The sequence below is a fragment of the Pseudoxanthomonas sp. J35 genome (assembly GCF_000513995.1).
Taxonomy (GTDB): Bacteria; Pseudomonadota; Gammaproteobacteria; order Xanthomonadales; family Xanthomonadaceae; genus Pseudoxanthomonas.
The window spans coordinates 105,852-130,753 of record NZ_AZVB01000001.1 but is presented as its reverse complement, the minus strand read 5'-3'; the positions used below and the strand labels follow the sequence as shown (position 1 = coordinate 130,753).

At 71.2% G+C, this 24,902-nt stretch carries 27 protein-coding genes and 2 tRNA genes; 18 read left to right on the top strand and 11 right to left on the bottom strand.

What is annotated here, in order from left to right; all coding sequences use genetic code 11:
• Nucleotides 1-2 precede the first annotated feature (2 nt).
• The 4 genes from PSEJ35_RS0100615 (at nt 3) to PSEJ35_RS0100600 (ending at nt 2,249) form a co-directional block, all read left to right on the top strand.
• Nucleotides 3-308: an integration host factor subunit alpha gene (locus tag PSEJ35_RS0100615; RefSeq protein WP_024868247.1), complete on the top strand. Its 306-nt coding sequence runs from the start codon at nt 3-5 to the stop codon at nt 306-308.
• Nucleotides 301-657 (top strand): MerR family transcriptional regulator, encoded by a 357-nt coding sequence (locus tag PSEJ35_RS0100610; RefSeq protein ID WP_028916088.1) that lies wholly within the window; start codon nt 301-303, stop codon nt 655-657. Before PSEJ35_RS0100615 ends, PSEJ35_RS0100610 begins: the two co-directional genes overlap by 8 nt.
• Nucleotides 658-737: 80 nt before the next feature.
• Nucleotides 738-814, top strand: a tRNA-Pro gene (locus PSEJ35_RS0100605).
• Nucleotides 815-1,136: 322 nt separating this feature from the next.
• Nucleotides 1,137-2,249 (top strand): TraB/GumN family protein, encoded by a 1,113-nt coding sequence (locus tag PSEJ35_RS0100600; protein WP_051412385.1) that lies wholly within the window; start codon nt 1,137-1,139, stop codon nt 2,247-2,249.
• Nucleotides 2,250-2,394: 145 nt separating this feature from the next.
• On the opposite strand, the gene dxs is transcribed toward PSEJ35_RS0100600, so the two are convergent.
• From dxs to PSEJ35_RS0100570, 6 genes are all read right to left on the bottom strand, one after another.
• A complete protein-coding gene (gene dxs / locus PSEJ35_RS0100595; RefSeq protein WP_028916086.1) occupies nt 2,395-4,311 on the bottom strand; it encodes a 1-deoxy-D-xylulose-5-phosphate synthase in 1,917 nt (638 codons plus the stop codon).
• A gap of 82 nt (nt 4,312-4,393) precedes the next feature.
• Nucleotides 4,394-5,041 carry an HNH endonuclease gene (locus PSEJ35_RS0100590; protein WP_028916085.1) on the bottom strand — a complete coding sequence of 216 codons (648 nt, stop codon included), beginning with the start codon at nt 5,039-5,041 and terminating at the stop codon, nt 4,394-4,396.
• A gap of 53 nt (nt 5,042-5,094) precedes the next feature.
• A complete protein-coding gene (locus PSEJ35_RS0100585; RefSeq protein WP_028916084.1) occupies nt 5,095-5,571 on the bottom strand; it encodes an LEA type 2 family protein in 477 nt (158 codons plus the stop codon).
• Between the two features lie 48 nt (nt 5,572-5,619).
• Nucleotides 5,620-6,171: a lipocalin family protein gene (locus tag PSEJ35_RS0100580; protein ID WP_028916083.1), complete on the bottom strand. Its 552-nt coding sequence runs from the start codon at nt 6,169-6,171 to the stop codon at nt 5,620-5,622.
• A 105-nt stretch (nt 6,172-6,276) separates the two neighbouring features.
• Entirely contained in the window at nt 6,277-6,489 is a 213-nt protein-coding gene (locus tag PSEJ35_RS0100575) for a hypothetical protein (RefSeq protein ID WP_028916082.1), read from the bottom strand.
• Between the two features lie 235 nt (nt 6,490-6,724).
• The gene (locus PSEJ35_RS0100570; protein ID WP_028916081.1) at nt 6,725-7,210 is read right to left on the bottom strand and encodes a DUF6491 family protein; all 486 of its coding nucleotides are present in this window, start codon (nt 7,208-7,210) and stop codon (nt 6,725-6,727) included.
• A 167-nt stretch (nt 7,211-7,377) separates the two neighbouring features.
• Here PSEJ35_RS0100570 and PSEJ35_RS0100565 point away from each other — a divergent pair.
• A tRNA-Phe gene (locus PSEJ35_RS0100565) sits at nt 7,378-7,453 on the top strand.
• 114 nt (nt 7,454-7,567) lie between these two features.
• On the opposite strand, the gene PSEJ35_RS0100560 is transcribed toward PSEJ35_RS0100565, so the two are convergent.
• From PSEJ35_RS0100560 to ftsY, 3 genes are all read right to left on the bottom strand, one after another.
• A complete protein-coding gene (locus tag PSEJ35_RS0100560) occupies nt 7,568-7,840 on the bottom strand; it encodes an oxidative damage protection protein (RefSeq protein ID WP_028916080.1) in 273 nt (90 codons plus the stop codon).
• Between the two features lie 14 nt (nt 7,841-7,854).
• Nucleotides 7,855-8,907 carry an A/G-specific adenine glycosylase gene (mutY, locus tag PSEJ35_RS0100555; protein WP_028916079.1) on the bottom strand — a complete coding sequence of 351 codons (1,053 nt, stop codon included), beginning with the start codon at nt 8,905-8,907 and terminating at the stop codon, nt 7,855-7,857.
• Between the two features lie 77 nt (nt 8,908-8,984).
• Entirely contained in the window at nt 8,985-10,202 is a 1,218-nt protein-coding gene (ftsY, locus tag PSEJ35_RS0100550; RefSeq protein WP_028916078.1) for a signal recognition particle-docking protein FtsY, read from the bottom strand.
• A gap of 57 nt (nt 10,203-10,259) precedes the next feature.
• Here ftsY and rsmD point away from each other — a divergent pair, with 57 nt between their 5' ends.
• From rsmD to PSEJ35_RS0100510, 8 genes are all read left to right on the top strand, one after another.
• Nucleotides 10,260-10,937 (top strand): 16S rRNA (guanine(966)-N(2))-methyltransferase RsmD, encoded by a 678-nt coding sequence (gene rsmD / locus PSEJ35_RS0100545; protein ID WP_028916077.1) that lies wholly within the window; start codon nt 10,260-10,262, stop codon nt 10,935-10,937.
• Nucleotides 10,938-10,949: 12 nt separating this feature from the next.
• Nucleotides 10,950-11,444 (top strand): pantetheine-phosphate adenylyltransferase, encoded by a 495-nt coding sequence (coaD, locus tag PSEJ35_RS0100540; protein WP_028916076.1) that lies wholly within the window; start codon nt 10,950-10,952, stop codon nt 11,442-11,444.
• Nucleotides 11,445-11,504: 60 nt separating this feature from the next.
• The gene (locus PSEJ35_RS0100535) at nt 11,505-12,008 is read left to right on the top strand and encodes a hypothetical protein (protein ID WP_028916075.1); all 504 of its coding nucleotides are present in this window, start codon (nt 11,505-11,507) and stop codon (nt 12,006-12,008) included.
• 114 nt (nt 12,009-12,122) lie between these two features.
• Nucleotides 12,123-12,401 carry a YfhL family 4Fe-4S dicluster ferredoxin gene (locus PSEJ35_RS0100530; RefSeq protein WP_028916074.1) on the top strand — a complete coding sequence of 93 codons (279 nt, stop codon included), beginning with the start codon at nt 12,123-12,125 and terminating at the stop codon, nt 12,399-12,401.
• Nucleotides 12,398-14,179, top strand: coding sequence for a gamma-glutamyltransferase (gene ggt, locus PSEJ35_RS0100525; protein WP_028916073.1), 1,782 nt, complete (start codon nt 12,398-12,400; stop codon nt 14,177-14,179). The genes PSEJ35_RS0100530 and ggt overlap by 4 nt, the downstream gene beginning before the upstream one ends.
• 53 nt (nt 14,180-14,232) lie before the next feature.
• Nucleotides 14,233-15,123: an MBL fold metallo-hydrolase gene (locus tag PSEJ35_RS0100520; protein WP_028916072.1), complete on the top strand. Its 891-nt coding sequence runs from the start codon at nt 14,233-14,235 to the stop codon at nt 15,121-15,123.
• A gap of 45 nt (nt 15,124-15,168) precedes the next feature.
• Entirely contained in the window at nt 15,169-15,576 is a 408-nt protein-coding gene (locus tag PSEJ35_RS17545) for an MAPEG family protein (RefSeq protein ID WP_028916071.1), read from the top strand.
• Between the two features lie 38 nt (nt 15,577-15,614).
• Nucleotides 15,615-17,336, top strand: coding sequence for a glycoside hydrolase family 9 protein (locus PSEJ35_RS0100510; RefSeq protein WP_232207553.1), 1,722 nt, complete (start codon nt 15,615-15,617; stop codon nt 17,334-17,336).
• 46 nt (nt 17,337-17,382) lie between these two features.
• On the opposite strand, the gene upp is transcribed toward PSEJ35_RS0100510, so the two are convergent.
• Both upp and PSEJ35_RS0100500 read right to left on the bottom strand, forming a co-directional pair.
• Nucleotides 17,383-18,015 (bottom strand): uracil phosphoribosyltransferase, encoded by a 633-nt coding sequence (gene upp / locus PSEJ35_RS0100505; protein ID WP_028916069.1) that lies wholly within the window; start codon nt 18,013-18,015, stop codon nt 17,383-17,385.
• A 110-nt stretch (nt 18,016-18,125) separates the two neighbouring features.
• Nucleotides 18,126-19,622, bottom strand: coding sequence for an aminotransferase class III-fold pyridoxal phosphate-dependent enzyme (locus PSEJ35_RS0100500; RefSeq protein WP_028916068.1), 1,497 nt, complete (start codon nt 19,620-19,622; stop codon nt 18,126-18,128).
• A gap of 135 nt (nt 19,623-19,757) precedes the next feature.
• Here PSEJ35_RS0100500 and PSEJ35_RS0100495 point away from each other — a divergent pair, with 135 nt between their 5' ends.
• The 5 genes from PSEJ35_RS0100495 to secD all read left to right on the top strand — a co-directional run bounded on the left by PSEJ35_RS0100495 (nt 19,758) and on the right by secD (nt 24,893).
• Complete coding sequence (locus PSEJ35_RS0100495; RefSeq protein WP_028916067.1) at nt 19,758-20,189, top strand: Lrp/AsnC family transcriptional regulator; 432 nt, start codon at nt 19,758-19,760, stop codon at nt 20,187-20,189.
• 67 nt (nt 20,190-20,256) lie between these two features.
• Nucleotides 20,257-21,288 carry a tRNA preQ1(34) S-adenosylmethionine ribosyltransferase-isomerase QueA gene (gene queA, locus PSEJ35_RS0100490; RefSeq protein ID WP_028916066.1) on the top strand — a complete coding sequence of 344 codons (1,032 nt, stop codon included), beginning with the start codon at nt 20,257-20,259 and terminating at the stop codon, nt 21,286-21,288.
• 76 nt (nt 21,289-21,364) lie between these two features.
• The gene (tgt, locus tag PSEJ35_RS0100485) at nt 21,365-22,513 is read left to right on the top strand and encodes a tRNA guanosine(34) transglycosylase Tgt (protein WP_028916065.1); all 1,149 of its coding nucleotides are present in this window, start codon (nt 21,365-21,367) and stop codon (nt 22,511-22,513) included.
• 140 nt (nt 22,514-22,653) lie between these two features.
• Nucleotides 22,654-22,995 (top strand): preprotein translocase subunit YajC, encoded by a 342-nt coding sequence (gene yajC / locus PSEJ35_RS0100480; RefSeq protein ID WP_028916064.1) that lies wholly within the window; start codon nt 22,654-22,656, stop codon nt 22,993-22,995.
• A 56-nt stretch (nt 22,996-23,051) separates the two neighbouring features.
• A complete protein-coding gene (gene secD / locus PSEJ35_RS0100475) occupies nt 23,052-24,893 on the top strand; it encodes a protein translocase subunit SecD (RefSeq protein ID WP_028916063.1) in 1,842 nt (613 codons plus the stop codon).
• The last annotated feature ends 9 nt before the right edge of the window (nt 24,894-24,902 follow it).

Below are 24,902 nucleotides of genomic sequence, written 5' to 3'. Positions count from 1 at the left end.
GAATGGCATTGACCAAGGCTGAGATGGCCGAACGTCTCTTCGACGAAGTGGGCCTGAACAAGCGCGAGGCGAAGGAATTCGTCGACGCCTTCTTCGACGTGCTGCGCGAAGCGCTGCAGGACGGCCGCCAGGTGAAGCTGTCGGGCTTCGGCAACTTCGACCTGCGCCGCAAGAACCAGCGTCCCGGCCGCAACCCCAAGACCGGCGAGGAAATCCCGATCTCGGCCCGCACCGTGGTCACCTTCCGCCCCGGCCAGAAGCTGAAGGAACGCGTGGAAGCCTATTCGGGAGCCGAGCCGCATGCTTGATCCCGGCAGCAACCGCGAGCTTCCGCCGATCCCGGCCAAGCGCTACTTCACCATCGGCGAGGTCAGCGAGCTGTGCGACGTGAAGCCGCACGTGCTGCGCTACTGGGAAACCGAGTTCCCCAGCCTCAGCCCGGTCAAGCGCCGCGGCAACCGCCGTTACTACCAGCGCCACGACGTGCTGATGGTCCGGCAGATCCGCGGCCTGCTGTACGAACAGGGCTACACCATCGGCGGCGCGCGCCTGCGCCTGGAAGGCGAGGGTGCGAAGCAGGAATCGGCGCTGAGCAGCCAGATCGTGCGCCAGGTGCGCATGGAGCTGGAGGAAGTGCTGCAGCTGCTGCGGCGCTGAGCGCGATTTATAACGGCCGGCTCGCGCCGGCGGGCGCCAAACCGGTATAATCGCCGCCCCGCCTCGGCGGGAATGCTTCCCGGGGTATAGCGCAGCCTGGTAGCGCACTTGTCTGGGGGACAAGTGGTCGTCGGTTCGAATCCGGCTACCCCGACCAAATCCAGCGACACGGATCCGCCAAGGATCCCGAAGAGGCCCCGGGGAACCGGGGCTTTTTTGTTGCCCGGTGTTCCCGCCGCATGCGTTGCATGCCGCGCCTGCTTCGGCGAGCATCGCCGCGTCCGGCGGCGCGGCGAGACTTGTCATCCGCGCCCGGAAGCCCGCCAGTGTCCACCCTCGTGGCGGCGCCGGACCCGGTAGCCTGCGCGGGCGCCGAGGGGCGGGCGCCGGCGGAAGCTGAACGCCCCCGCCAGCTGTCTGCCAATCGCGGCCCCGCACTGCTTATGCTCCGGCGATCTTCCGTCGGGGCGAGGGCAGGGATGTCGGCACGGACGTTGGCGCTGGTCTTCGGTTTTGCATTGGCGGTCGCCGCCCCGCTCGGGGCGCAGGAGGCCGGGCCGCCGGTCGTCGACATGGACGCGGTCGTGGTCAGTGGCGTGCAGCCCGGTCCCGGCCTGTGGCGGGTGAGCAAGGGCGACCACGTCCTCTACATCCTCGGCACCCAGTCGCCGCTGCCGCGCGACATGGACTGGGATGCGCGCGAGGTGCGGCAGGTGCTGGCCGAGGCCGGCGCGGTGCTCGGTTCGCCCGGGATATCGGTGGGCGCGGACATCGGCTTCTTCCGCGGACTGACGCTGGCGCCGGCCGCGCTGAAGGCGATGCGCAATCCCGATGGCGCGACCCTCGAGCACGTGTTGCCGCCTGAGCTGTACGCGCGCTGGTCGGCGCTCAAGGCCTACTACATGGGACGCGACCGCGGGGTGGAGAAGAAGCGTCCGCTGATCGCCGTCTACGAACTCTACAAGGCCGCGCTGGAGCGCAACCGGCTGCGCCAGGGCGGCATTGTCGGCCCGGTGCTGGCGAAGGCGATGAAGGCGCGTGGCCTCAAGTCCACTCCGACCGTGCTGGAGCTGAAGATCGAGGACCCGCGGCAGGCGATCGCGGACTTCCGGGGCGAGCGGCTCAAGCCGCAGGACCTGGAGTGCTTTGCCGGGACCTTGGACGTGGTCGAGCAGGACCTGCCGCGGATCGCCGCGCGCGCCAATGCCTGGGCGGTGGGCGACGTCGCCGCGCTGCGCGCGATGCCGCAGAACCGCCAGCAGCTGGCCGACTGCATGGACGCATGGATGCAGACCGAAGCGGCGCGCAAGCGCGGCTTCACCGGCATCGACGCCAGGATCCGCGAACGCTGGCTGGCCGCCGCCGAGAAGGCGCTGGCCGAACACCGGGTCTCGTTCGCGACGATGTCCATCGACACGTTGCTGTACGACCGCGAAGGCTACCTTGCCGCGCTGGCCGCCAAGGGCTACCGGATCCAGGCGCCGGACGAGCTGGAAGCGGCGGACGAAGCAGGTCAGGCCGATGGGGAGCCGGATGCGCCGCCGGCGCCGGCGACGCAGGTGGAAGACGTGGCGCCGGCGACGGCTCTCTGACAGCGCATTGCCCCGCGGCTCCTCATCGCCTCCGTAGAGCGGGGCTTGCCCCGCTGCTCTTTCGCGGGGCGCCGGCACATCAGGCGTGGGAGCCGGGCAAGCCCGGCTCTACGGGGCGTCGGCGGCCGGCGGGCCGGTGGTGGGTTTAGGCGCCGGCGGCCAGCGGCAGGTGGCCTTCGCCCGCGGCCAGCTGCGGCCAGCGCTTGATCACGGACGCACGGATGCCGGCCGCGTCGATGCCGGCCTCGGCCAGCAGTTCCTCGCGGCTGGCGTGGTGCTGGAACGCGTCCGGCAGGCCCAGCTGCAGCAGCGGCATGGTCACGCCCTCGGCGTTGAGCAGCTCGGATACCGCCGAACCGGCGCCGCCGGCGACCACGTTGTCCTCGATGGTCACGAAGCCTGCGTGGGTGCGTGCCAGTTCCAGCAGCAAGGCGCGGTCGAGCGGCTTGATGAAGCGCATGTTGACCACGGTCAGGCCCAGCTCGTCGCCCACCGCCTCGGCGGCCGGCACGGTCGCGCCGAATGCGAGCAGGGCCACGCGCGAACCGCTGCGGCGCAGCTGCGCCTTGCCGATCGGCAGGGTGTCCAGGGTCGGCTGCACGGCCACGCCGGGGCCGGTGCCGCGCGGATAGCGCACCGCCGCCGGGCCTTCGTGGGCCAGGCCGGTGCTGAGCATCTGCCGGCACTCGTTCTCGTCGGCCGGGGCCATCACCACCATGCCCGGCACGCAGCGCAGGAAGCTCAGGTCGAGGTTGCCGGCGTGGGTGGCGCCGTCCGGGCCGACCACGCCGCCGCGGTCGATCGCGAACAGCACGTCCAGATGCTGGGTGGCCACGTCGTGGACCAGCTGGTCGTAGCCGCGCTGCAGGAAGGTCGAGTAGATCGCCACGACCGGCTTGGCGCCCTGGGTGGCCATGCCTGCGGCCAGCGTCACCGCGTGCTGCTCGGCGATGGCCACGTCGAAGTAGCGCTGCGGGTATTCCTTGCTGAAGCGCACCAGGCCCGAGCCTTCGCGCATCGCCGGGGTGATCGCCAGCAGCTTCGGCTCGGCCGCGGCGGCGTCGCACAGCCAGTCGCTGAAGACGTCGGTGTAGGTCGGCTTCTTCGCGCCGGGCTTGGCGACCAGGCCCTTGGCCGGGTCGAACGGGCCCACCGCGTGGTAGCCGATCTGGTCGCCTTCGGCCAGCTCGTAGCCCTTGCCCTTGGTGGTGATCACGTGCAGCAGCTGCGGCCCCTTGAGGGTCTTGAGCGTGCGCAGCGCGCCGACCAGCGCGGGCAGGTCGTGGCCGTCGATCGGGCCGGTGTAGTGGAAGCCCATTTCCTCGAACAGCGTGGACGGCACGAACATGCCCTTCCAGTGTTCTTCCCAGCGGCGCACGAAACGCGCTGGCGGCTTGTTCTTGTCGCCCAGCAGCTTCTTGCCGCCCTCGCGCAGCTTGTTGAGCGTCGCGCTGCCGGACATGCGCCCGAGCATCTTGGTCAGCCCGCCGACCGCCTCGGAGATCGACATGCGGTTGTCGTTGAGAATGACCAGCAGGTTCGGCTCCTCGTCCATGCCGCCTGCATGGTTGAGCGCCTCGTAGGCCATGCCGGCCGTCATCGCGCCGTCGCCGATCACCGCGACCACCTTGCGGTCGTCGCCGGCCTGCTGCAGGGCGATGGCCATGCCCAGCGCGGCGGAGATCGAGGTCGAGGAATGGCCGACGCCGAAGGTGTCGTACTCGCTTTCCTCGCGCTTCGGGAACGGCGCCACGCCGTCCTTCTGCTTGACCGTGTGGATGCGGTCGCGGCGGCCGGTGAGGATCTTGTGCGGGTAGGTCTGGTGGCCCACGTCCCACACCAGCTGGTCGACCGGGGTCTCGTAGAGCCAGTGCAGGGCGACGGTCAGTTCGACCACGCCCAGGCCGGCGCCGAAGTGGCCGCCGCTGCGGCCGACCGATTCGATCAGGTAGGCGCGCAGCTCCGCGGCGATCGCCGGCAGCTCGGCCTCGTCGAACCGGCGCAGGTCGGCGGGCGAATCGATGCGCGACAGGCGCGGGTAACGGGAGGCGTCGATACTCATCGGGCAGGCACCATACGGGTGCCCATTTTCCTCCCCGCGGGCGTGACGGGGCAAGCAAGGCCGTTCAGCGGCCGGGGAGGGGTCAGGCGGCGAGCTTGGAGCGCCTGGGCAGCTGGGCCCGCAGGAAGGCCATCTGGTCGGCCAGGATGTTGCGGTTGGACAGGATCAGATGCTCGATCCAGCTGGGCCGGTAGGGCACGGCCAGCAGCGGCATGTGCGCCTGCTGCGGGGTGCGGTTGCCCTTGCGCGAGTTGCAGTGGAAGCAGGCGGTGACCACGTTCTCCCAGGCGTCGCGGCCGCCCTTGGACAGGGGCACGACGTGGTCGCGGGTCAGGTGCGGGCGCGGGAACTGCTGGCCGCAGTACAGGCACAGGTGCGAGTCGCGGGCGAACAGCGCGGTGTTGGTGAGGCTCGGGGTCGGGTCCAGGGCGCGCGCATGGGCCTGGCCGCGGGTGGCGATGATCGGGTGCAGCTCGATGATGCTGCGCGCGCCGGTCAGCCGGCACACGCCGCCGCGGATGCGCAGGCAGGGATCGCCAAGTGTCCAGGCGACGGCATCGCGTGCATAGAGGCAGGTGGCGTCCTGCCATCCGATCCAGTCCATGGCGCGGCCATGGGCGTCCAGCGACAGTACCCTCACCGCCGGGGCATGCTCCCGCGGGGGAGGGGCGGCAACCGGAGCCGGGGCCCCGGTGCAGACCAGACCTGCTTGCGCTGTGTCCGTCTCCATCGGGGACACAGCTTATACCCGAATGGCGCGGACTTGGGTAGGCGGCTGCCCGGTCAGCGCAGCACGCCGTCCAGGCCAGGAGCGGGATTGAGCGCGCTGCGGCCGTCGACCTCGAACTCGCGCGGCTTGCTCGCCTCGTCCGGCGTGGCGCTGACCTTGCCTTCCAGCCGGTACGACAGCGAGCGGCGCGTGGCCAGGGCGTCGGCCACCGCGATCTTCGCCATTGCCGACGGCTTCAGCGTCACCTGGACCACGTCGGCGGAGGTCGGGCCGATCGACATCGCCGGCGTGGCATGCACGGTGCCGGCGGCGTGTTCGTCCACGCTCAGTTCCAGGCGCACGCTGTCGAAGCGCATGGAGATGCTGCTGTAGTTGTGCAGGCGCAGGTCGACCCGCCAGTCGCCGTTGGCCTGCACGGTCAGCTGCTGGATCGCCGCCGCCGGCGGCGAGACGCGACGGACGTTGCCCCCGCACGAGGCGAGGACCAGCAGGGCGCAGAGGGCCACGAACAGCTTGAGGGTCGACTTCATGCCGGCTCCGGAATCACAGGTCGGGCGATGTTAGCCGGCGCGGGGCATTCAGCGCAGCGGGGCGGCCACCACCAGCGGCGCCAGGTCGTAACCCATGGCCCTGGCCCGGGCCTGCAGGCGGGCGAACAGGGCCGCGTCCATCGCCGGTTCGCGCGCGAGGATCCACAGGTATTCGCGGTCCGGGTCGCCGACCATCGCCCACCGGTAGTCAGGATCCAGCTCGATCACCCAGTAGTCCGCCCAGGTCCATGGCAGCCACGACATCCACGCCGGGGCGAAGCGCACCTGCAGCCGCCCGGGGTGGCCGGGCACGGTGCGGGCGGTGCCGTGGACCTGGAGCTGCTCGCCATCGGCCGTGCGGCAGGCGTTGCGCACCTCGATGCGGCCGTCGGCGCGCAGGGCGTAGCTGGTGGTGATGTCGGCGGCGCACTTGCGCTGGAACGAGACCGGCAGGTGGGCGATCTCGTACCAGTGCCCGGCGTAGCGGGTCAGGTCCATCTCCGGCACGGACACCACCGGTTCGGCGGCCCGGGCCGTGAGCGCGAAGGGCGCGGCCAGCGCGGCGGCGCAGGCCAGGAGCAGCGTGGTCGGGGCGCGCATGGAGCCTCCACGGATCGACCGGGCGATCCTAGCATCGGCCGCCAGGATGGCCGCCAGGATGGCCGCCGGGAGGCCGGACGGGTTGCCGCTACCGCGCCCCGCTGCTCATGCGCGCCAGTAGAGGTGCCGGGGTGCCTGGCCGCGCTCGCACAGTTCCACCCGCGCCGGCGCGCCGAAGCGCAGGGCATTGGCCTCGGCCAGCAGTCCTGCCATCGCCAGGGCCTGGCCGAGCTGGGGGTACCACGCCAGTGGCCTGCCGCCGTCCAGCAGCGTGCAGCCGCGGAGGTCCCTGCGTACGACGAGCTGTCGCTGGTCCATGTCGGTTCCCCGGCTTGCCGGCGCGCGGTGGCATGCCGGACCGGCCTAGTCTTGAACGCGCCGCGCCGCTGCTGGAATCAGGCTTCCATGGAAGCTGCTGTAGGAAAGCTCCGAATCCGTCCCGCCACGCCGCGGACGAAGCCGTTCCCCGCGCCTTGCGGCGCGTGGCTGGCGATCTTCGTCATCAGGCGAAGGAACGGGCACGGGTGGACCGTGCCCGTTCCTTCGGCGGCGCTCAGTTGGACGGCGGTTCCTCGGCCGGCGGCGCCTCGGAGCGCGCTTCGGCCTCGGCCTGCCGCATCTCCTCGCGGGTATCCCTGACGGCCTGGGTGTCAATCGGCCGGATCTGGGTGATCCGGCACGGGATGCGCCCGGGCGCGGTCAGCCCTGCGCCATGCGGGGTCACCGTATCGAAGCGGGCGGTGACCGTGCTGGCGAAGTGCGACAGCGAGATCGCGGAGGCGAACGGCAGGTCCTGGCAGGTGGTCACGTCCAGGAGGTACGCCTGGTTCGGCCGGGGCCAGACCAGCAGCGCCGAATTGCCCAGGGGAGTCCACCCGGTAAGCCGGCCGAACAGGCGGAAGTTGCGCACCGGTTCGCCGGCATGTGCCTCGTAGAACGCCAGCCGTTCCGCATCCGTGGCCCGCGGCGTGCTCCTGCATCCCGCCAGGCCCGCGACCACGGCAATCGACAGCACCATCAGCGTCAGGATCCTCTTCATGGTTTCCTCCCTGCGGTGGGTTCCCCGTCGGGGATGATGCGCCCGGCCGTGGGGGATGCCAATAGAAGGTGCGTGGAAGCGGATCGGGGTGACCGATGCACGACACGCTTGTCGTTCGCTTTTCGCCCCGGTATGATTCCGCACCTCGCCGCGGTCATGCCGCGCATGGCCGGGTAGCTCAGTTGGTAGAGCAGGGGATTGAAAATCCCCGTGTCGGGGGTTCGATTCCCTCCCCGGCCACCATTTACAACAGGTGGTAGCGAGAAAAGGCGCCGATGGCGCCTTTCTTTCTGCCTGTCCGTTGCCGCTCCGTCGCGGGAGGCGGGCGATGGCGCGGCGATGCCGCGCCGCGCGCGATCACTCTTCCGGCGGCACGTAGCCGGCCGGCTTCTCCGCGCCGCCGCCGAACAGGAACTTCTCCATTTCCGCCTGCAGGAAGGCGCGGTGCTGCGGGTCGCGCGGCGACAGCCGGTTCTCGTTGATCAGCATGGTCTGGTGCGCCAGCCACCTGGCCCATGCGGCCTTGCCGATGCTGTCGTGGATGCGCCGGCCCAGCTCGCCGGGCCAGGGCGCGAAGTCCAGGCCTTCGGTCTCGCGTTGTTCGTACTGGCAGAAGACGGTGCGGGTCATGGCGGTTTCCGTGGTCAGAGGCTGTCGAGCAGGCGGCGGATCGGCGCGGGCAGGCCCAGCGAGGCCAGGTCGGTGCGCGATACCCAGCGCTGGTCGCCATTGTCGCCCACGCCGGGTCGCGGCGTGGCGCGGCGCAGGCGGCGGGGCTGCAGGTGCAGGCGGTAGTGGCTGAAGGTGTGGACGATCAGCGGCAGGTCGTCGGCGGCGTCGTAGTCGCCTTCGATCTGGCGTTCGAACCACGCGCGCAGCTCGGTTTCGGTGTCGGCCTGCGGCAGGGTCCACAGCGAGGCCCAGATGCCGGTTGGCGGACGACGCTGCAGGAGCAGTTCGCCGCGCGCGTTCTCCAGCAGCAGTGCCACTGCCTCGCGCTCGGGCAGGGCCTTGCCGGGGCGCGGCGTCGGCAGCGCTTCGACCAGGCCTTCGCGCAGCGCGGTGCAGCCGGAAGACACCGGGCATTCGCCACAGGCCGGGCGCGCGCGCCGGCACAGCGTGGCGCCGAAATCCATCTGCGCCTGGGTGTAGTCGGCGAGCCGCCCTTCGGGAACGGTGGCGACGTGCGCTTCGGCCAGCGCCCACAGCTGCTTCTCCACCGCCGGCGTGCCCGGCCAGCCGTGCACGCCATGCCAGCGGGCGAGTACGCGCTTGACGTTGCCGTCGAGGATGGCGAAACGGTCGCCCCACGCCTGCGAGAGGATCGCCGCGGCGGTGCTGCGGCCGATGCCGGGCAGCGCCCGCAGGGCGTCGAAATCGCGTGGCAGGTCGCCAGCGTGCAGCTCGACGCAGCGGCGCGCGGCCGCGTGCAGGTTGCGGGCGCGGGCGTAGTAGCCGAGGCCAGCCCAGTGCGCCATCACCTCGTCGGTGGAAGCGGCGGCCAGGTCGGGCAGGGTGGGGAAGCGCCCGACGAAGCGCAGGAAATAGGGAATAACCGTGGCGACCTGGGTCTGCTGCAGCATGATCTCCGACAGCCATACCCGGTACGGCGTCCGCGGATGCTGCCAGGGCAGGTCGTGGCGGCCGTGCCGGTCGAACCAGGCCAGCAGCGGGCGCGCGAAGCGGTCGCCGTCGATCCACGGCGGAGGATCGGTTGCCACTGCCTGCGCCGCGCCGCGCGCGCGGCGCGCGCCACGCCGGGTCGCGTCCATCCTCAGTTGCCGCCCAGCGCTTCCGGCAGCAGCGCGTCGACGAAGGCTTCGGCGTCGAACACGCGCAGGTCCTCCGGCCGCTCGCCGATGCCGGCGAAGCGGATCGGGATGCCGAACTCGCGGGCCAGGGCGAAGACCACGCCGCCCTTGGCGGTGCCGTCGAGCTTGGTCACCACCAGGCCGGTGACGCCGACGGCGGCGTTGAACTGGCGCAGCTGGTTGAGCGCGTTCTGGCCGGTGGTGCCGTCGATCACCATCAGCACCTCGTGCGGCGCGGCCGGGTCCAGCTTCTGCAGTACGCGCTTGATCTTGCCCAGCTCGTTCATCAGGCCGACCTGGGTGTGCAGGCGGCCGGCGGTGTCGGCGATCAGTACTTCGGTGCCGCGCGCCTTCGCCGCCTGCAGGGCGTCGTAGGCGACCGAGGCGGCGTCGGCGTTCTGGCCCTGCGCGATCACGCTGACGCCGTTGCGTTCGCCCCACGCCTGCAGCTGGGCCACGGCGGCGGCGCGGAAGGTGTCGCCGGCGGCCAGCATCAGGCCGCGGCCCTCGTCCTTGAAGCGGCGCGCCAGCTTGCCGATGGTCGTGGTCTTGCCGACGCCGTTGACGCCCACGGTCAGCAGCACGAAGGGCCTGGCGCCGCGGTCGATGGCCAGCGGCACCGCCACCGACTTGAGCATCGCCACCAGCTCGGCGCGCAGCGCGGCCAGCAGCGCGTTGGCGTCGGCGAACTCGCGCGCCTTCATCCGCTTGCGCAGGCTTTCGACCAGCGCGGTGGTGGCGGTGACGCCGACGTCGGCGGTTAGCAGGGCGGTCTCGATCTCGTCCAGCAGGTCGTCGTCGAGCTTCGGGTTGCGCGAGAACAGGCCGCCGAAGCTGCGCGCGAACACGCTGTTGCGCAGGCGCTCGCGCCAGCCGGGTTTGCCGGCGGGGGCGGGCGGCGCGATCGCGGCTTCCGCGTCGGCGATGTTGCCGGCCTCCGTTTCGACCACCACGGTCGCGGTTTCCTCCACCGGGGCCTGCTCGACCACCACCGGCTCGACGGCGGTCGCGCCCGCGGCCGGCTCCACCGGCGCGGCGGCGGACTCTTCGGGTGCGGACGGGACGGCGGGAGCGGAGGGCGCCTGCGGGAATGCCGCGGCCAGCTCCTCGGCCGTGAACCGGTTGCCCTGGGTGCTGGACGGGGTGTCCTGCGGCTTCTTGCGGCGGAAGAAACTGACCATTGCCTGCGGATGTCGGAGAATGCGCGTCATGCTAGCACCGCGCCCCGCATTCCCCCGATGAACAGGTTGCCTCCGCGCCGTCCCGCGCAACGCCCGGCCGCGCCCGCGCGCGGCGCCGGCAGCGTGCGCATCGTCGGCGGCCGCTGGCGCGGGACCCGGCTGCCGGTGCCGGACATCGACGGCCTGCGCCCGACCTCCGACCGGGTCCGCGAGACCCTGTTCAACTGGCTGCAGGCGGTGACCCCGGGCGCGGCGGTGCTGGACCTGTTCGCCGGCAGCGGCGCACTGGGCCTGGAGGCGGTATCGCGCGGCGCGGCCAGCGCGGTGCTGGTCGAGCGCGACCCGGCGCAGGCCGAGGGGCTGCGCGCGATCGTCCGCAAGCTGGACGCCGCGGCGAAGGTGCAGGTCGTACAGGACGATGCGTTGCGCTGGCTGGCGCAAGCCGGCCCGCAGCCGCGCTTCGACCTGGCCTTCGTCGATCCGCCGTTCGCCGGCAACCTGTGGGAGCCGGCGCTGGTGGCGCTGCTGCCGCGTATCGCGCCCGGCGGCTGGCTCTACGTCGAATCGCCGGCGGCGCAGGCGCCGTCGCTGCCGCCGGGCTGGACGCTGCACCGCGAGCTGCGCACCGCGCAGGCACGCGCGGCGCTCTACCGCGGCCCGGCGGAGGCCGCGGAGGGCGATACACCCTCGCCTGAAGGCGCTGATACACTTGCCGGTGCCAATCCGGCGACCTGAAAGACCCGAACCGTGGCCCATCGCCGCATCGCCGTATATCCCGGCACCTTCGACCCGATCACCAACGGCCACATCGACCTGGTCGCGCGCGCCGCCCCGCTGTTCGAGAAGGTGATCGTCGGCGTGGCCGCCAGCCAGGCCAAGGGCCCGACCCTGCCGCTGGACCTGCGCGTGGGCCTGGCCCGCACCGCGCTGTCGGCGCACGACAACGTCGAGGTGCGCGGCTTCGATTCGCTGCTGGCCCACTTCGTCCGCGACGTCGGTGCCGGCGTGCTGCTGCGCGGCCTGCGCGCGGTGTCGGACTTCGAATACGAGTTCCAGATGGCGAGCATGAACCGCCACCTGATCCCGGAGGTGGAGACGCTGTTCCTCACCCCGGCCGAGCAGTACAGCTTCATTTCCTCTTCGCTGGTGCGCGAGATCGCGCGCCTGGGGGGCGACGTGTCCGGCTTCGTGACCCCGGAGGTGGCTTCGGCCCTGCGGGATGCCAGGCGCGGCGGTGCGTGACCGACGGCGGCACGGGCAACAAACGAGTAACTTCACATTAGCAACGACGGGAGGTTCCTGATGAACAAGACGACGCGCGCGCTTCTGCTCGCAAGCCTGCTGGTTTCGCCGCTGGCGCTGACTGCCTGCAAGAAGGAGGCGCCGGTGTCCAACGAGGCCGCGGAGGCCAAGGTGCTGGCCGCGCCCGCCAAGGACGACGACGCCGGCTGGAAGGCGTACCTGCCGGCCGTGGTGCAGGAAAACATGGGCAACATCACCACCAACCCGTTCCTGTACTACCTGCCGCCGGAATCCGATCCGGAGTTCGAGGCCAAGTACGAGCGCCAGGTGGAAGCGGCCAAGACCGCGATGGCCCGCGGCGTGCAGAAGGGCAACCTGCTGGCCTTCGGTTCGCCGGCCTCGGCGAAGATGGCCGACCTGATCGAGATCGCGTTCAAGGACGTGCCGCCGGACACCATGAAGGGCGTGCGCATCCTGTTCATCGGCGACGCGGCCGACAATCCGCGCGTGCAGGTCGCCCTGCAGCCGACCGGTGCCGACTACGTCTTCGTCGAAGCCAAGTAAGCGCCCCCGCGCCCGGCCGTCAGCGGCCGGGCGCATGCGGGGCCGGGTTCCCGCGCAGGCGCGCGTCCGTCGCGCAGCGCGTACGCACCCCGGTGCGCCGGGCCCCGTGAAAGCATGTCCCTGAAGATCAACGAACTCTGCGTCAACTGCGACGTCTGCGAGCCGGCCTGCCCCAACCAGGCCATCTCGATGGGCGAGACGATCTACGTGATCGATCCGGCCCGCTGCACCGAATGCGTCGGCCATTTCGACGAGCCGCAGTGCGTGGTGGTCTGCCCGGTCGAATGCATCGACCCGGATCCCGAACGTCCCGAGAGCCACGAGGCGCTGCTGGCCAAGCTGCGCCGGCTCCAGGAAGAACATCCCGAGCTCTACCTCCCGGAGGCACGATGACCCGTCCGCTGCCGCGCCTGCTGCTGGCGCTGTTCCTGCTGCTGCCCGGCCTGGCCCTGCCGGCCCTCGCCGCCGACACCGGCCGCGTCCCCGAAGCGCTCGCCGCGGCCGCGAGGGCGCCCGGCCAGGCCGCCATCGCCAGCGCCCACCACCTGGCCACCGATGCCGGCTTCGAGGTGCTGGAGCGCGGCGGCAACGCCTTCGACGCCGCGGTCGCGGTCTCGGCGGCGCTGTCGGTGGTGGAGCCGATCAGCTCGGGCCTGGGCGGCGGCGGCTTCTTCCTGCTGCACCAGGCCGACAGCGGCCGCGACGTGTTCATCGACGCGCGCGAGGCCGCGCCGGCCGCCGCCACCACCGAGCGCTACCGCACCGCCGACGGCAAGCTGGATTCCTCGCTGGCCGAGGACGGCCCCTGGGCCGCGGCCATCCCCGGCCTGCCGGCCGCGCTGGTCCACGTCGCGGAGAAGTACGGCCGCCTGCCGCTGTCCGAAAGCCTGGCCCCGGCGATCCGCCTGGCCCGCGACGGCTTCCCGGTCTACCGCCGGCTCGAGCGCGGTTACGCCGCGCGCCGCGAGGTGATGGAGCGCTTCCCCGGCACCCGCGCCGTGTTCCTGATCGACGGGCAGCCGCCGAAGGTCGGCCAGGTGCTAAAGCAGCCGGACCTGGCGCGCACCCTGGAACTGCTGGCGAAGAACGGCTTCGACGGTTTCTATCGCGGCCCGGTGGCGAAGAAGCTGGTCGCCGGCGTGCGCGCCGAGGGCGGCCAGTGGACCGCCGAGGAGCTGGCCGCCTACCGGGTCAAGGAGCGCGAACCCCTGCGTTTCGGCTACCGCGGCTGGGAGGTGGTGACCGCGCCGCCGCCGTCTTCCGGCGGCGTGGCGCTGGCGCAGATGCTGCAGATCCTGGCCGGCTGGGACCTGGCGAAGCTGGACCCGGCGCAGCGCGTCCACCTGACCGTGGAATCGATGCGCCGCGCCTTCCGCGACCGCACCTTCTACCTGGGCGATCCGGACTTCGTCGACGTGCCGGTCGACGTGCTGACCAACCCGTACTACGCCGCCGGCCTGCGCGCCACGATCAATCCGGAGAAGGCCACGCCGAGCGATTCGTTCTCCGGCCTGCCGACCCCGCTGGAGGACGAGGAGACCACCCACTTCTCGATCGTCGACGCCGACGGCAACCGCGCCGCGGTCACCCAGACGGTGAACCTGCTGTTCGGCTCGGGCCTGGTGCCGCCGGGCACCGGCGTGCTGCTCAACAACGAGATGGACGACTTCGCCCTGGTCCCGGGCCAGCCCAACGCCTTCGGCGTGATGGGCTACGAGGCCAACGCGCCGCAGCCGGGCAAGCGGCCGCTGAGCTCGATGACCCCGACCTTCATGGTCTCGCCGGAGAAGATCGCGGTGATCGGCACGCCGGGCGGCACCCGCATCATCACCATGGTCCTGCTCGGCGCGCTGGGCGTGGCCGATGGCCTGGGCGCGCAGGAGGTGGCCGCGCTGCCGCGCTACCACCACCAGTGGTGGCCCGACCTGATCGACGCCGAAAGCGGCGCCTTCGACGCCGCCACGGCGGCGAAGCTGCGGGCGATGGGCCACACGGTGAAGCTGCCCGAGGACACCGTCAGCGGCCGCGCCTCCAGCCACGTCTGGGGCAACATGCAGACCGTGGTCTGGGACCGGGTGGACAACCGGCTCGAAGGCGGCACCGATCCGCGCAACGACGTCGGCAGCGCCCGCGTCGGCGCGGAGCGCGAAACCGCCGCGGCCAGGCCCTGAGGGACGCGGCCGGATTCCGGATTCTTAACCGGCCGGCCGCTAGCATTCGCCCCATGAAACTCTGGTCCATCCGCGGCAACACGCAGAAGCTCGACGGCGGCTCCATGTTCGGCAACGCGCCGAAGGCGATGTGGGAAAAGTGGGCGCCGCCGGACGAGCACAACCGCATCGACCTTGCCTGCCGCGCGCTGCTGGCCAGCCCGCTCAACGGCAGGACCGTGCTGTTCGAGACCGGCATCGGCGCGTTCTTCGAGCCGAAGCTGCGCGAGCGCTACGGCGTGCAGGAGGACCGGCACGTGCTGGTCGACTCGCTGCGCGCGGCCGGCTTCGAGCACGAGGACATCGACGTGGTGGTGCTCAGCCACCTGCACTTCGACCACGCCGGCGGCCTGCTGGCACCCTGGGCCGAAGGACGCGCGCCGGAACTGCTGTTCCCCAACGCGACCTACCTGGTCGGCGCCGCGCACTGGGAACGCGCGCGGCATCCGCATCCGCGCGACCGCGCCAGCTTCATTCCGGAGCTGCCGGGCCTGCTCGAGGCCAGCGGCCGCCTGGAGATCGTCGACGGGCCGTATTCGCGCAGCCTCGGCCAGGCGGTGCGCTTCAGCTTCAGCGACGGCCATACCCCGGGGCTGATGCTGGCCGAGATCGTCGGCCCGGCCGGCGTCGACGGGCAGCCGCACGGCGGCGTGGTGTTCTGCGCCGACCTGATTCCCGGCCGTTCCTGGGTGCACCTGCCGATCACCATGGGCTACGACCGCAATGCCGAGCTGCTGATCGACGAGAAGCGCAGCTTCCTCGAGGACAAGCTGGCCCGCGACGTGCGCCTGTTCTTCACCCACGACCCGCAATGCGCCCTGGCGCGGGTCGTCCGCGACGAAAAGGGCCGCTTCGGCACCACCCAGGAGCTGGCCGAACTGCAGGCCCGCCCGCTGGCGGCCTGAGGCTGGCACAATCCCCCCCCCGGGCACGTCCTGGGGATAAGTCGCATGGCCGCAACGCCGCGCATCAGCCTGCTGGTCGCATCGCTCCACCTGCTTCTCTTCCTGTACCTGTCGCTGCGCGTGATGCTGCAGCGCCGGGCGCAGCGCATCGGCATCGGTGCCGGTGGCGATCCCGAGCTGCAACGCCGGATCCGCGTCCACGCCAATTTCGCCGAGTACGTGCCGCTGGGCCTGCTGGTGCTGGCCCTGCTCGAGCTGGCCGGCACCCGCGCCGAAGTCCTGTGGACCTTCGGCCTCGCCCTGCTGGGCGCGCGGCTGATGCACGCGGCCGGGCTGGGCGGTTCGTCCGGCTATTCCGCCGGCCGCGCCGGTGGCGCGGCTCTGACCCTGCTGGTGCTCGCGGGCATGGCCCTGCTGGGGCTGTGGCGCTTCGTCGCGCAGGCCAGCCTGTGAGCGCGCGCGACCGCATCCTGCCGGTGCTGCCGCTGGCGCTGGCCTGCCTCGGCATCGCCTGCGGCCTGCCGGAGTCGCCGGCGGCGGACGGCGGGCAGGTGCGGCTGAACCAGATTGGCTTCCTGCCCGGCGCGCAGAAGCTCGCCGTGCTGGAGAGCGGGCGGCCGCGCAGTTTCGAGGTCGTCCGCGAGGCCGACGGCGAGGTGGTGCTGCGCGGCGAAACCGGCGACCCCGGCGTGTGGGTACCGGCCGGGCGCCACGCGGCGATCGCCGACTTCAGCGCGCTGGCCGTGCCCGGCCGCTACCGCATCCGCGCGCAGGGGCTGCCGCCCTCCGATCCGTTCCCGGTCGATGCGCAGGCCTACTCGGCGCTGGCCGACGCCTCGCTCAAGGCGTTCTACCTGATGCGCTCCGGCACCGCGCTCGATGCCGCGCATGCCGGAGCCTACGCGCGCGCGGCCGGCCATCCGGACACCGAGGTGGAGATCCATCCCTCCGCCGCCACGGCGGCGCGCCCGGCCGGCACCGTCGTCTCCGCGCCGGGCGGCTGGTACGACGCCGGCGACTACAACAAGTACGTGGTCAACTCCGGCATCACCACCTGGACCCTGCTGGCCGCCTACGAGCATTTCCCGGAGTTCTTCGGCGGGCGCGAACTGGGCATCCCGGAAAGCGGCAACGGCGTGCCCGACATCCTCGACGAAGCGTGGTGGAACCTGCGCTGGATGCTGGCGATGCAGGACCCGGCCGACGGCGGCGTCTACCACAAGCTCACCAACCTCGCGTTCGATCCGGTGGTGATGCCCGACCAGGCGCGCGAACGCCGCTACATGGTCGGCCGCTCCACCGCCGCGGCGCTGGATTTCGCCGCGGTGATGGCCACCGCCAGCCGCATCTACGCGCCGTACGAGGCGCAGTTCCCGGGCCTGCCGGGGCGTATGCGCGAGGCGGCCGAAGCGGCGTGGCGTTGGGCACAGGCCAATCCGGATGTGGTCTACCGGCAGCCGGATGATGTCAGCACCGGCGCCTATGGCGACGGCAAGCTCGACGACGAATTCGCCTGGGCGGCGGCCGAGCTCTACGTCACCACTGGCGAGGCCTCGTACCTCGACGCGTTCCGCAAGCATGCCGGCGACCTGGCCATCCCGGACTGGAACGACGTCGGCAGCCTGGGCTGGATCTCGCTGGCTCAGCACCGCGCGCGCCTGCCGGAAGCCGAACGCAGGAAGGTCGTGCGGAAGGTGCAGGAGGCGGCCGACCGCCTGGTCGCGCGTTCGCAGCAGTCGCCCTGGCGGGTCTCGATGGAAGCCTGGGATTTCGTCTGGGGCAGCAGCGCGGTGGCGCTGAACCAGGCGCTGGTGATGCTGCAGGGATACCGCATCGACGGCCGGCGCGAATACCTGGATGCGGCGCAGTCGCAGCTGGATTACGTGCTCGGCCGCAATCCGCTGGGCATCTCCTTCGTCACCGGGCACGGGTTGCGCACGCCGATGCACATCCACCATCGCCCGTCGCAGGCCGACGGCGTCGAGGCGCCCGTGCCGGGCCTGCTGTCGGGCGGACCGAATCCGCGCCAGCAGGACCTGGTCGACTGCAAGGGCGTGCCTTATCCCTCGTCGCTGCCGGCGCTGTCGTGGATCGACCACGACTGCAGCTACGCCAGCAACGAGATCGCGATCAACTGGAACGCGCCGCTGGTCTACGTGAGCGCGGCGATCCAGGCGCTGGCGCCGCCGGTGCAGGACGCCGGAAGGAAATGAGCAAGCCGTCCACGCCGCCGCTGCGCGGCGGGGCAGGGGCCGTGCGTCAGTCGACCCGCGTGCCGAAAATGCGGTCGCCGGCGTCGCCCAGGCCGGGCAGGATGTAGCCCTTGTCGTTGAGGCGCTCGTCGATCGCGGCGGTGTAGATCTGCACGTCCGGATGCGCGGCCTCGACCGTGGCCAGGCCTTCCGGCGCGGCGACCAGGAAGATGCCCTTGATCCGGCGCGCACCGGCGCGCTTGAGCATGGCGATGGTCGCGACCAGCGAGCCGCCGGTGGCCAGCATCGGGTCCAGGATCAGCGCATCGCGCTCGTCCAGGCGGCCGGTCAGGCGTTCGAAGTAGGGCACCGGCTGCAAGGTGGTCTCGTCGCGCTGCAGGCCGACCACGCTCACCTTCGCCGCCGGGATCAGCGCCAGCACGCCGGGCAGCATGCCCAGGCCGGCGCGCAGGATCGGCACCAGGGTGATCTTGGCGCCGGCGATGCGCTTGACCTGCACCGGTCCGGCCCAGCCCTGCACCGTGGTTTCCTCGGTGGCCAGGTCCGCGGTGGCCTCGTAGGCGAGCAGGGTGCCCAGCTCGGTCACCAGCTCGCGGAAACCCTTGGTGCTCAGGTCCGCCGAGCGCAGCAGGCCGATCTTGTGCTGGACGAGCGGGTGGCGGACTTCGACGGCGGGCATGGCGGGCCTGTGGTTTTCCGGGGCGGAGTGGAAAGTCTGCAGCAATCAGGCCGCCGCGGAAAGAAAGAAGCCGGCTTGCGCCGGCTTCCTTCGTGGCACTGCGGGCGGGATCAGGCCACCGAGGCCTGCTCGCGGCGCGGGCCTTCGCGCAGGGCGCGCGCGACCATCGTGACCAGCAGGTCGAGCTCTTCCTCGTCCATGGCGAAGTGCGGGGTGAAGCGCAGCGAGTTCTCGCCGCCATGGATCACGTTGACGCCGTGCATGCGCAGCCATTCCTCGGTGGAGCCGGCGCCGTAGCACTTGAACTGCGGGGCCAGTTCGCAGGAGAACAGCAGGCCGGTGCCCTGGACCTTGGTGATCATTCCGCCCAGTTCGCCGCGCAGCTGTTCGAGGCGGGCGATCGCCTGCGCGCCGCGCTCGCGGATGTTGGCGCGGACCTGCGGGGTGAGCTGCTCGAGGGTGGCGCAGGCCACGTCCAGGCCGCGCGGGTTGGCGGTCATGGTGTTGCCGTACACGCCCTTGCGGTACAGGCCGGCGGTGCGCGCGTCCAGCGCCAGTACCGACAGCGGGAACTGCGCGGCGTTGAGCGCCTTGGAATAGGTCTCCATGTCCGGCGGGTCGACGCCTTCGAACCCCGGGTAGTCGACCAGCGACAGCGTGCCATGCACGCGCAGGCCGGCCTGGATCGAGTCGACCAGCAGCAGGCTGCCGTGCTCGCGGGTCAGTTCGCGGGCGGCGTTGTAGAACTCCACCGGCACCGAGCGGCCCGGGTCGCCTTCGCCCATCACCGGCTCGAGGAAGACCGCCTCGATGAACCAGTTGTTGGCCCGGGCGTCGGCGAAGGCGCGACGCAGCGCGGCCACGTCGTACGGCGGGATTGCGATCACCGAGTCCTCGCCGCGGTAGCTGGCCAGGTACTGCTGGTAGGTGCGGCGGGTGGAATCGGAGTACAGCGCCGGGCGGTCGGTACGGCCGTGGAAGCTGCCCTTGACCACCACGCGCTTGATCGCGGCGCCGGCGTGCGGCGCGCCGGGGTCGGTCTGCAGCTTGGCGTTGATGTCGACGATGCGCGCGGCCAGGCCAACGGCTTCGGAGCCGGAGTTGAGGCACATGAAGCGCTCGAACGGGCAGCCGCCGCGGCTGTGGCCGATCTCGCGGCGCAGCGCAGCGGTGAAGCGGCCCTGCGACAGGCTCGGGGTCATGATGTTGGCCATCACCTGCGGACGGGCCAGCGCTTCCAGCACCGCCGGCGGGGTGTGGCCGAAGCCGAGCATGCCGTAGCCGCCGGCGTCGTACAGCACCGCGCCCTTGAGGGTGACCACCCACGGGCCGCGCGCGGCCAGGGCCACGTACGGGTTCACGCTGTCGTCGGCGTAGAAGTTCACGAAGCCGCCCTGCAGCACCCGGATCTGCTCGGCCTCGTCGAGGTCGAGCAGGTCGGCGGCGTCCTCGCGCTGGCGCGCGTACTCGGCGGCGGCGGCCTCGATCGCCGCACCCAGGTCCGGGTGGGTGGCGGCGAGGCGGACGACGGTGGCGTCGTCCAGGCCCTGGGTCAGGCGCTGGCCGGCGTGGGCGCGCAGGGGGGCGAGGGGGGCAAGCACGGACATGGATTCTCCCGGACGTCTGGCACCTCGGTCGGGCGCCGGTTTGTCTATTATGTGGAAGGGATCGTCGTTTGGCAGCTATGATCCGTGCAGGAATCCAATGAATATCGTCGATTCGACGAAAAAACCGGCAGGCGCATGAAGATCACCGACGCGGACGAACAGCTGCTGTCCCTGCTGCGCGAGGATGCGCGCGCTTCCACCGCGCAGATCGCGCGCCGGCTGGGGCTGTCGCGGACCACGGTGCAGAGCCGGATCGACCGCCTCGAACAGGCCGGGGTGATCCGCGGCTACACGGTGCGCATCGACGACGCGGTGGAGCAGGCGCGGATCCGCGCCCACATCATGATCACCGTCTCGCCGAAGAAGATGGCCGCGGTGGTGAAGGAGCTGCACGCGATCCCCGAGGTGCGCTCGCTGCACTCGGTCAGCGGCAGCCACGACCTGGTCGCGCTGGGCGTGGTCGGCGACGTGAACCAGATGGACGTGCTCACCGACCGCATCGGCGCCCTCGACGGCGTGGAGCGCACCTCCACCGCGATCGTGCTGTCGACCAAGTTCGAGCGCTGAACGGCCGCGCCCGGCCGCGACGCCGGGCCCGGTACAATGGCCGGCTCCGCATCCCGCGCGCGCCGCCTTGAAGAAGTCCGATTTCCACTACGAACTGCCGGCCGAGCTGATTGCCCAGGCGCCCCTGCCCGAGCGTTCGGCCAGCCGCATGCTGCTGGTGCCGCCGGGCGACGGCGCGTTCTCGGACCTGCACGTGCGCGACCTGCCGGACCTGCTGCAGCCGGGCGATCTGCTGGTGTTCAACGACACCCGGGTGATCCCGGCGCGGCTGTTCGGGCAGAAGGAAAGCGGCGGGCGGGTCGAGATCCTCATCGAACGCCTGCTGGCGGACGGGCAGGCCCGCGCCCAGGTGCGGGCGAGCAAGTCGCCGAAGGAGGGCAGCCGGATCGTCCTCGACGGCGGCGGCGAGGCCGAGGTGCTGGGCCGCGACGGCGAGTTCTTCCGCCTGCGCTTCGCCGTGCCGGGCGGGCTGGAATCGTGGCTGCTGAAGGTCGGGCGCCTGCCGCTGCCGCCGTACATCCGCCGCGAACCGGGCCAGGACGATGCCGAGCGCTACCAGACCGTGTTCGCGCGCAACGTCGGCGCAGTGGCCGCGCCGACCGCCGGCCTGCACTTCGACGAGCCGCTGCTGGAAAAGCTGCGCGGGCGCGGCGTGCAGTTCGGCCACGTCACCCTGCACGTGGGCGCCGGCACCTTCCAGCCGGTGCGGGTGGAGGACGTGCGCGAGCACACCATGCACAGCGAATGGCTCAACGTCGGCGCCGAGCTGGTCGCGCAGGTGCGGCGCACCCGCGCTGCCGGCGGCCGGGTCATCGCGGTGGGCACCACCGTGGTCCGCGCGCTGGAGAGCGCGATGCGCGACGGCGAACTGCAGCCGTTCTCCGGCGAGACCCGGATCTTCATCTTCCCCGGCTACCGGATCCGCAGCGTCGACGCGCTGCTGACCAATTTCCACCTGCCGGAAAGCACCCTGCTGATGCTGGTCTCGGCCTTCGCCGGCAAGGACCGGATCTTCGCCGCCTACCACCACGCGGTGGAGCAGCGCTACCGCTTCTTCTCCTACGGCGACGCCATGCTGCTGTGGGGCAACCCGGGCTGAGTCCGGTGGAGGCCGGCGCGAGGCGCCGCCGCGCGGTATCGGCGACAATACGCGGCCCTTCGCCCCGTCCAGCTCCATGTCCCGACTGCAGTTCCAGCTGATCACCACCGATGGCGCCGCGCGCCGCGGCCGCCTCTCGTTCCCGCGCGGGACGGTGGAGACACCGGCGTTCATGCCGGTCGGCACCTATGGCTCGGTCAAGGGCGTGCTGCCTGGCCAGGTCCGCGACCTGGGCGCCGAAATCATCCTCGGCAACACCTTCCACCTGTACCTGCGCCCGGGCCTGGAGGTCATCGGCGCACACGGGGGGCTGTACGGCTTCGCCCGCTGGGACGGGCCGATCCTCACCGACTCCGGCGGCTTCCAGGTGTTCTCGCTGGCCCACCGCCGCAAGATCACCGAGCAGGGCGTGACCTTCGCCTCGCCGACCGACGGCGCCCGGGTGTTCCTGGGGCCGGAGGAGAGCATGCAGATCCAGAAGGTGCTCGACTCGGACATCGTCATGATCTTCGACGAGTGCACCCCGTACCCGGCCAGCGAGGACGTGGCCCGGCACTCGATGGAGCTGAGCCTGCGCTGGGCGCGACGCTCGCGCGACGCCCACGACGGGCTGGGCAACGATGCGGCGCTGTTCGGCATCGTCCAGGGCAGCGTCTACCACGACCTGCGCAGCCGCTCGCTGGACGGGCTGCAGGCCATCGGCTTCGACGGCTACGCCATCGGCGGCCTGGCGGTGGGCGAGCCGGAGCACGAGCGCAACGCCATGCTCGAGCACCTGCACCCGCGCCTGCCGGCCGACCGCCCGCGCTACCTGATGGGCGTGGGCCGGCCGGAGGACCTGGTCGAGGGCGTGGCCCGCGGCGTGGACATGTTCGACTGCGTGATGCCCACCCGCAACGCGCGCAACGGCCACTACTTCACCTCCTTCGGCACGGTCCGGATCCGCAACGCGAAGTACGAGAAGGACCTGGACCCGATCGAGCCCGGCTGCGGCTGCGTGGCCTGTGCCGGCGGCTACACCCGCAGCTACCTGCGCCACCTGGACCGCTGCAACGAGATGCTCGGACCGATCCTCGGCACCCTGCACAACCTCTGGTACTACCAGAAGCTGATGGCCGGGATGCGCGAGGCCATCGCCGCCGGCCGCTTCGCCGAGTTCCGCCGCGGGTTCTACGCCGCCCGCGGCGCGCAGCCGCCGGCCGACCCGGGGCAGGCGGCCGGCTGAACCCGGTCGCAGTCCCCGTCCGGGCAGCCGCTCCGGGGGGAACCCGGGGGCGTGGTCAGGGGTCCGAGGTCCTTGGAAAGGGGCGGTCCGCCCCTATGGCATAATCCGCGGCTATTTTCCGCACACTTGGACACAGACCGATGAGCTTCTTCGAATTCCTGATCCCGACCGCCCACGCCCAGGCCGCCGGCGGCCAGCCCCAGGGCGGCGGCCTCGGCATGCTGCTGTTCCCGATCATCCTGATCGCGATCATGTACTTCCTGATGATCCGCCCCCAGATGAAGCGGCAGAAGGAGCACCAGGCCATGCTCGGCAAGCTGTCGCGCGGCGACGAGGTCATCACCACCGGCGGCGTGGCCGGCACGGTCACCGACATCGGCGACAACTTCGTGACCCTCGAGGTGGCCGAGAACGTCCGCATCCGCGTGCAGAAGGCTGCCATCGGCAACGTCCTGCCGAAGGGCACCCTGAAGTCCGCCTGATCCTTCGTCCCACCGCTGAGCGTGGTCCCGGGGCCGGGGCCGCGCGGGGTCCCGCAATGCTCGAATTTCCCCGCTGGAAATACCTCGTCATCCTGGCCGTGCTGGTGTTGAGCACGCTTTATGCGCTGCCCAACGTGTTCCAGAGCGACTACGCCGTGCAGATCACCGGCAACCGCGGCGCCCCGCTGGACGACGCGCTCAAGGCGCGGGTCAGCGGCTACCTGCAGGAAGCCGGCGTGCAGCCGCGCTCGGTGGCGGTGGAGAACGACAGCCTGCTGGTCCGCGTCGCCGACGCCGACGCCCAGACCCTGGCCGCCGACACCCTGCGCGGCCAGCTCGGCGAGAACTACACCGTGGCACTGAACCTGGCCTCCAACGTGCCGGACTGGCTGGAGCGCCTGGGCGCCCGGCCGATGGTGCTGGGACTGGACCTGCAGGGCGGCGTGCACTTCGTGCTGCAGGTCGACCAGAAGGCGGCGCTGGAGAAGCGCATCGACGCCTACGTCGAGGACGTGCGCGTCACCCTGCGCGACAACCGCATCCGCTACACCGCGGTCGACCGCCGCGCCGACCACAGCATCGCCGTGACCCTGGCCTCCGACGCCGACACGGCGCGGGCCCGCGAGCAGCTGGCCAAGGTCATGCCGACCATGGCCATCGAAGGCGATGGCAACCGCCTGGTGGTGCGCATCCCCGAGGCCGAGCTGAACCAGATCGCCGGCTCGGCGATCGAGCAGAACATCGCCACCCTGCGCAACCGCGTCAACGAGCTGGGCGTGGCCGAACCGATCATCCAGCGCCAGGGCAACGACCGCATCGTGGTCCAGCTGCCGGGCGTGCAGGACACCGCGGCGGCCAAGCGCATGATCGGCGCCACCGCCACCCTCGAGTACCGCGCAGTGATCGACGGAAACGCCGCCGACGCGGTGGCCACCGGCCGCGTGCCGCCGGAAGCCAAGGTGTTCTATCGCCGCGACGGCCGCCCCGAGCTGCTGAGCAAGCGCGTCATCGTCACCGGCGACCAGATGGTGGCGGCGCAGTCGACCATCGACCAGAACGGCCAGCCGGCGGTCAGCGTGACCCTGAACAACGTCGGCGGCGACCGCATGTTCGAGTTCACCAGCGCCAACGTCGGCAAGCCGATGGCGGTGGTGTACACCGAGCGCATCCCGCAGGTGACCCTGGTCAACGGCGAGGAAGTGCGCAGCTTCCGGGTGAAGGAGGAGGTCATCTCCGTCGCCAACATCCAGGGCGTGTTCGGCAAGAACTTCCAGACCACCGGCCTGGAGAAGGCCGAGGCCGACGAACTGGCCAAGCTGCTGCGCGCCGGTTCGCTGGCCGCGCCGATGGACTTCGTCGAGGAGCGCATCGTCGGCCCGAGCCTGGGCAAGGAGAACGTGGAGCGCGGCGTCACCGCGGTGCTCTACGCGTTCGTGTTCACCCTGGTGTTCTTCGCGGTGTACTACCGCATGTTCGGCGTGATCACCGGCATCGCGCTGCTGTTCAACCTGCTGATCGTGGTCGCGGTGATGTCGCTGTTCGGCGCGACCATGACCCTGCCGGGCTTCGCCGGCCTGGCGCTGTCGATCGGCCTGTCGGTGGACGCCAACGTGCTGATCAACGAGCGCATCCGCGAGGAACTGCGCGCCGGCGTGCCGCCGAAGGCGGCGATCGTGGCCGGCTACGACAAGGCCGGCGGCACCATCCTCGACGCCAACCTGACCGCGATCATCGCCGGCGTGGCCCTCTACGCCTTCGGCACCGGCCCGCTGAAGGGCTTCGCCGTGACCCTGATGATCGGCATCCTGGCATCCATGTTCACCGCCATCACCGTCTCGCGCGCGATCGTCACCCTGGTGTACGCCCGCCGCAAGAAGCTCAAGTCCCTGGCCATCTGACGGGAGGAA

Excerpts from the sequence above, each read along its gene's own strand:
- PSEJ35_RS0100535 (WP_028916075.1), top strand. The coding sequence starts at position 11,505 with ATGAACAAGACGACGCGCGCGCTTCTGCTCGCAAGCCTGCTGGTTTCG.
- PSEJ35_RS0100610 (WP_028916088.1), top strand. The coding sequence starts at position 301 with ATGCTTGATCCCGGCAGCAACCGCGAGCTTCCGCCGATCCCGGCCAAG.
- PSEJ35_RS0100580 (WP_028916083.1), bottom strand. The coding sequence starts at position 6,171 with ATGCGCGCCCCGACCACGCTGCTCCTGGCCTGCGCCGCCGCGCTGGCC.
- PSEJ35_RS0100590 (WP_028916085.1), bottom strand. The coding sequence starts at position 5,041 with ATGGAGACGGACACAGCGCAAGCAGGTCTGGTCTGCACCGGGGCCCCG.
- PSEJ35_RS0100575 (WP_028916082.1), bottom strand. The coding sequence starts at position 6,489 with ATGGACCAGCGACAGCTCGTCGTACGCAGGGACCTCCGCGGCTGCACG.
- PSEJ35_RS0100500 (WP_028916068.1), bottom strand. The coding sequence starts at position 19,622 with ATGTCCGTGCTTGCCCCCCTCGCCCCCCTGCGCGCCCACGCCGGCCAG.
- PSEJ35_RS0100520 (WP_028916072.1), top strand. The coding sequence starts at position 14,233 with ATGAAACTCTGGTCCATCCGCGGCAACACGCAGAAGCTCGACGGCGGC.
- ggt (WP_028916073.1), top strand. The coding sequence starts at position 12,398 with ATGACCCGTCCGCTGCCGCGCCTGCTGCTGGCGCTGTTCCTGCTGCTG.
- dxs (WP_028916086.1), bottom strand. The coding sequence starts at position 4,311 with ATGAGTATCGACGCCTCCCGTTACCCGCGCCTGTCGCGCATCGATTCG.
- rsmD (WP_028916077.1), top strand. The coding sequence starts at position 10,260 with ATGAACAGGTTGCCTCCGCGCCGTCCCGCGCAACGCCCGGCCGCGCCC.
- yajC (WP_028916064.1), top strand. The coding sequence starts at position 22,654 with ATGAGCTTCTTCGAATTCCTGATCCCGACCGCCCACGCCCAGGCCGCC.
- PSEJ35_RS0100600 (WP_051412385.1), top strand. The coding sequence starts at position 1,137 with ATGTCGGCACGGACGTTGGCGCTGGTCTTCGGTTTTGCATTGGCGGTC.
- tgt (WP_028916065.1), top strand. The coding sequence starts at position 21,365 with ATGTCCCGACTGCAGTTCCAGCTGATCACCACCGATGGCGCCGCGCGC.
- PSEJ35_RS0100530 (WP_028916074.1), top strand. The coding sequence starts at position 12,123 with ATGTCCCTGAAGATCAACGAACTCTGCGTCAACTGCGACGTCTGCGAG.
- PSEJ35_RS0100585 (WP_028916084.1), bottom strand. The coding sequence starts at position 5,571 with ATGAAGTCGACCCTCAAGCTGTTCGTGGCCCTCTGCGCCCTGCTGGTC.
- PSEJ35_RS0100495 (WP_028916067.1), top strand. The coding sequence starts at position 19,758 with ATGAAGATCACCGACGCGGACGAACAGCTGCTGTCCCTGCTGCGCGAG.
- ftsY (WP_028916078.1), bottom strand. The coding sequence starts at position 10,202 with ATGGTCAGTTTCTTCCGCCGCAAGAAGCCGCAGGACACCCCGTCCAGC.
- PSEJ35_RS0100560 (WP_028916080.1), bottom strand. The coding sequence starts at position 7,840 with ATGACCCGCACCGTCTTCTGCCAGTACGAACAACGCGAGACCGAAGGC.
- upp (WP_028916069.1), bottom strand. The coding sequence starts at position 18,015 with ATGCCCGCCGTCGAAGTCCGCCACCCGCTCGTCCAGCACAAGATCGGC.
- PSEJ35_RS0100570 (WP_028916081.1), bottom strand. The coding sequence starts at position 7,210 with ATGAAGAGGATCCTGACGCTGATGGTGCTGTCGATTGCCGTGGTCGCG.
- PSEJ35_RS17545 (WP_028916071.1), top strand. The coding sequence starts at position 15,169 with ATGGCCGCAACGCCGCGCATCAGCCTGCTGGTCGCATCGCTCCACCTG.
- secD (WP_028916063.1), top strand. The coding sequence starts at position 23,052 with ATGCTCGAATTTCCCCGCTGGAAATACCTCGTCATCCTGGCCGTGCTG.
- PSEJ35_RS0100615 (WP_024868247.1), top strand. The coding sequence starts at position 3 with ATGGCATTGACCAAGGCTGAGATGGCCGAACGTCTCTTCGACGAAGTG.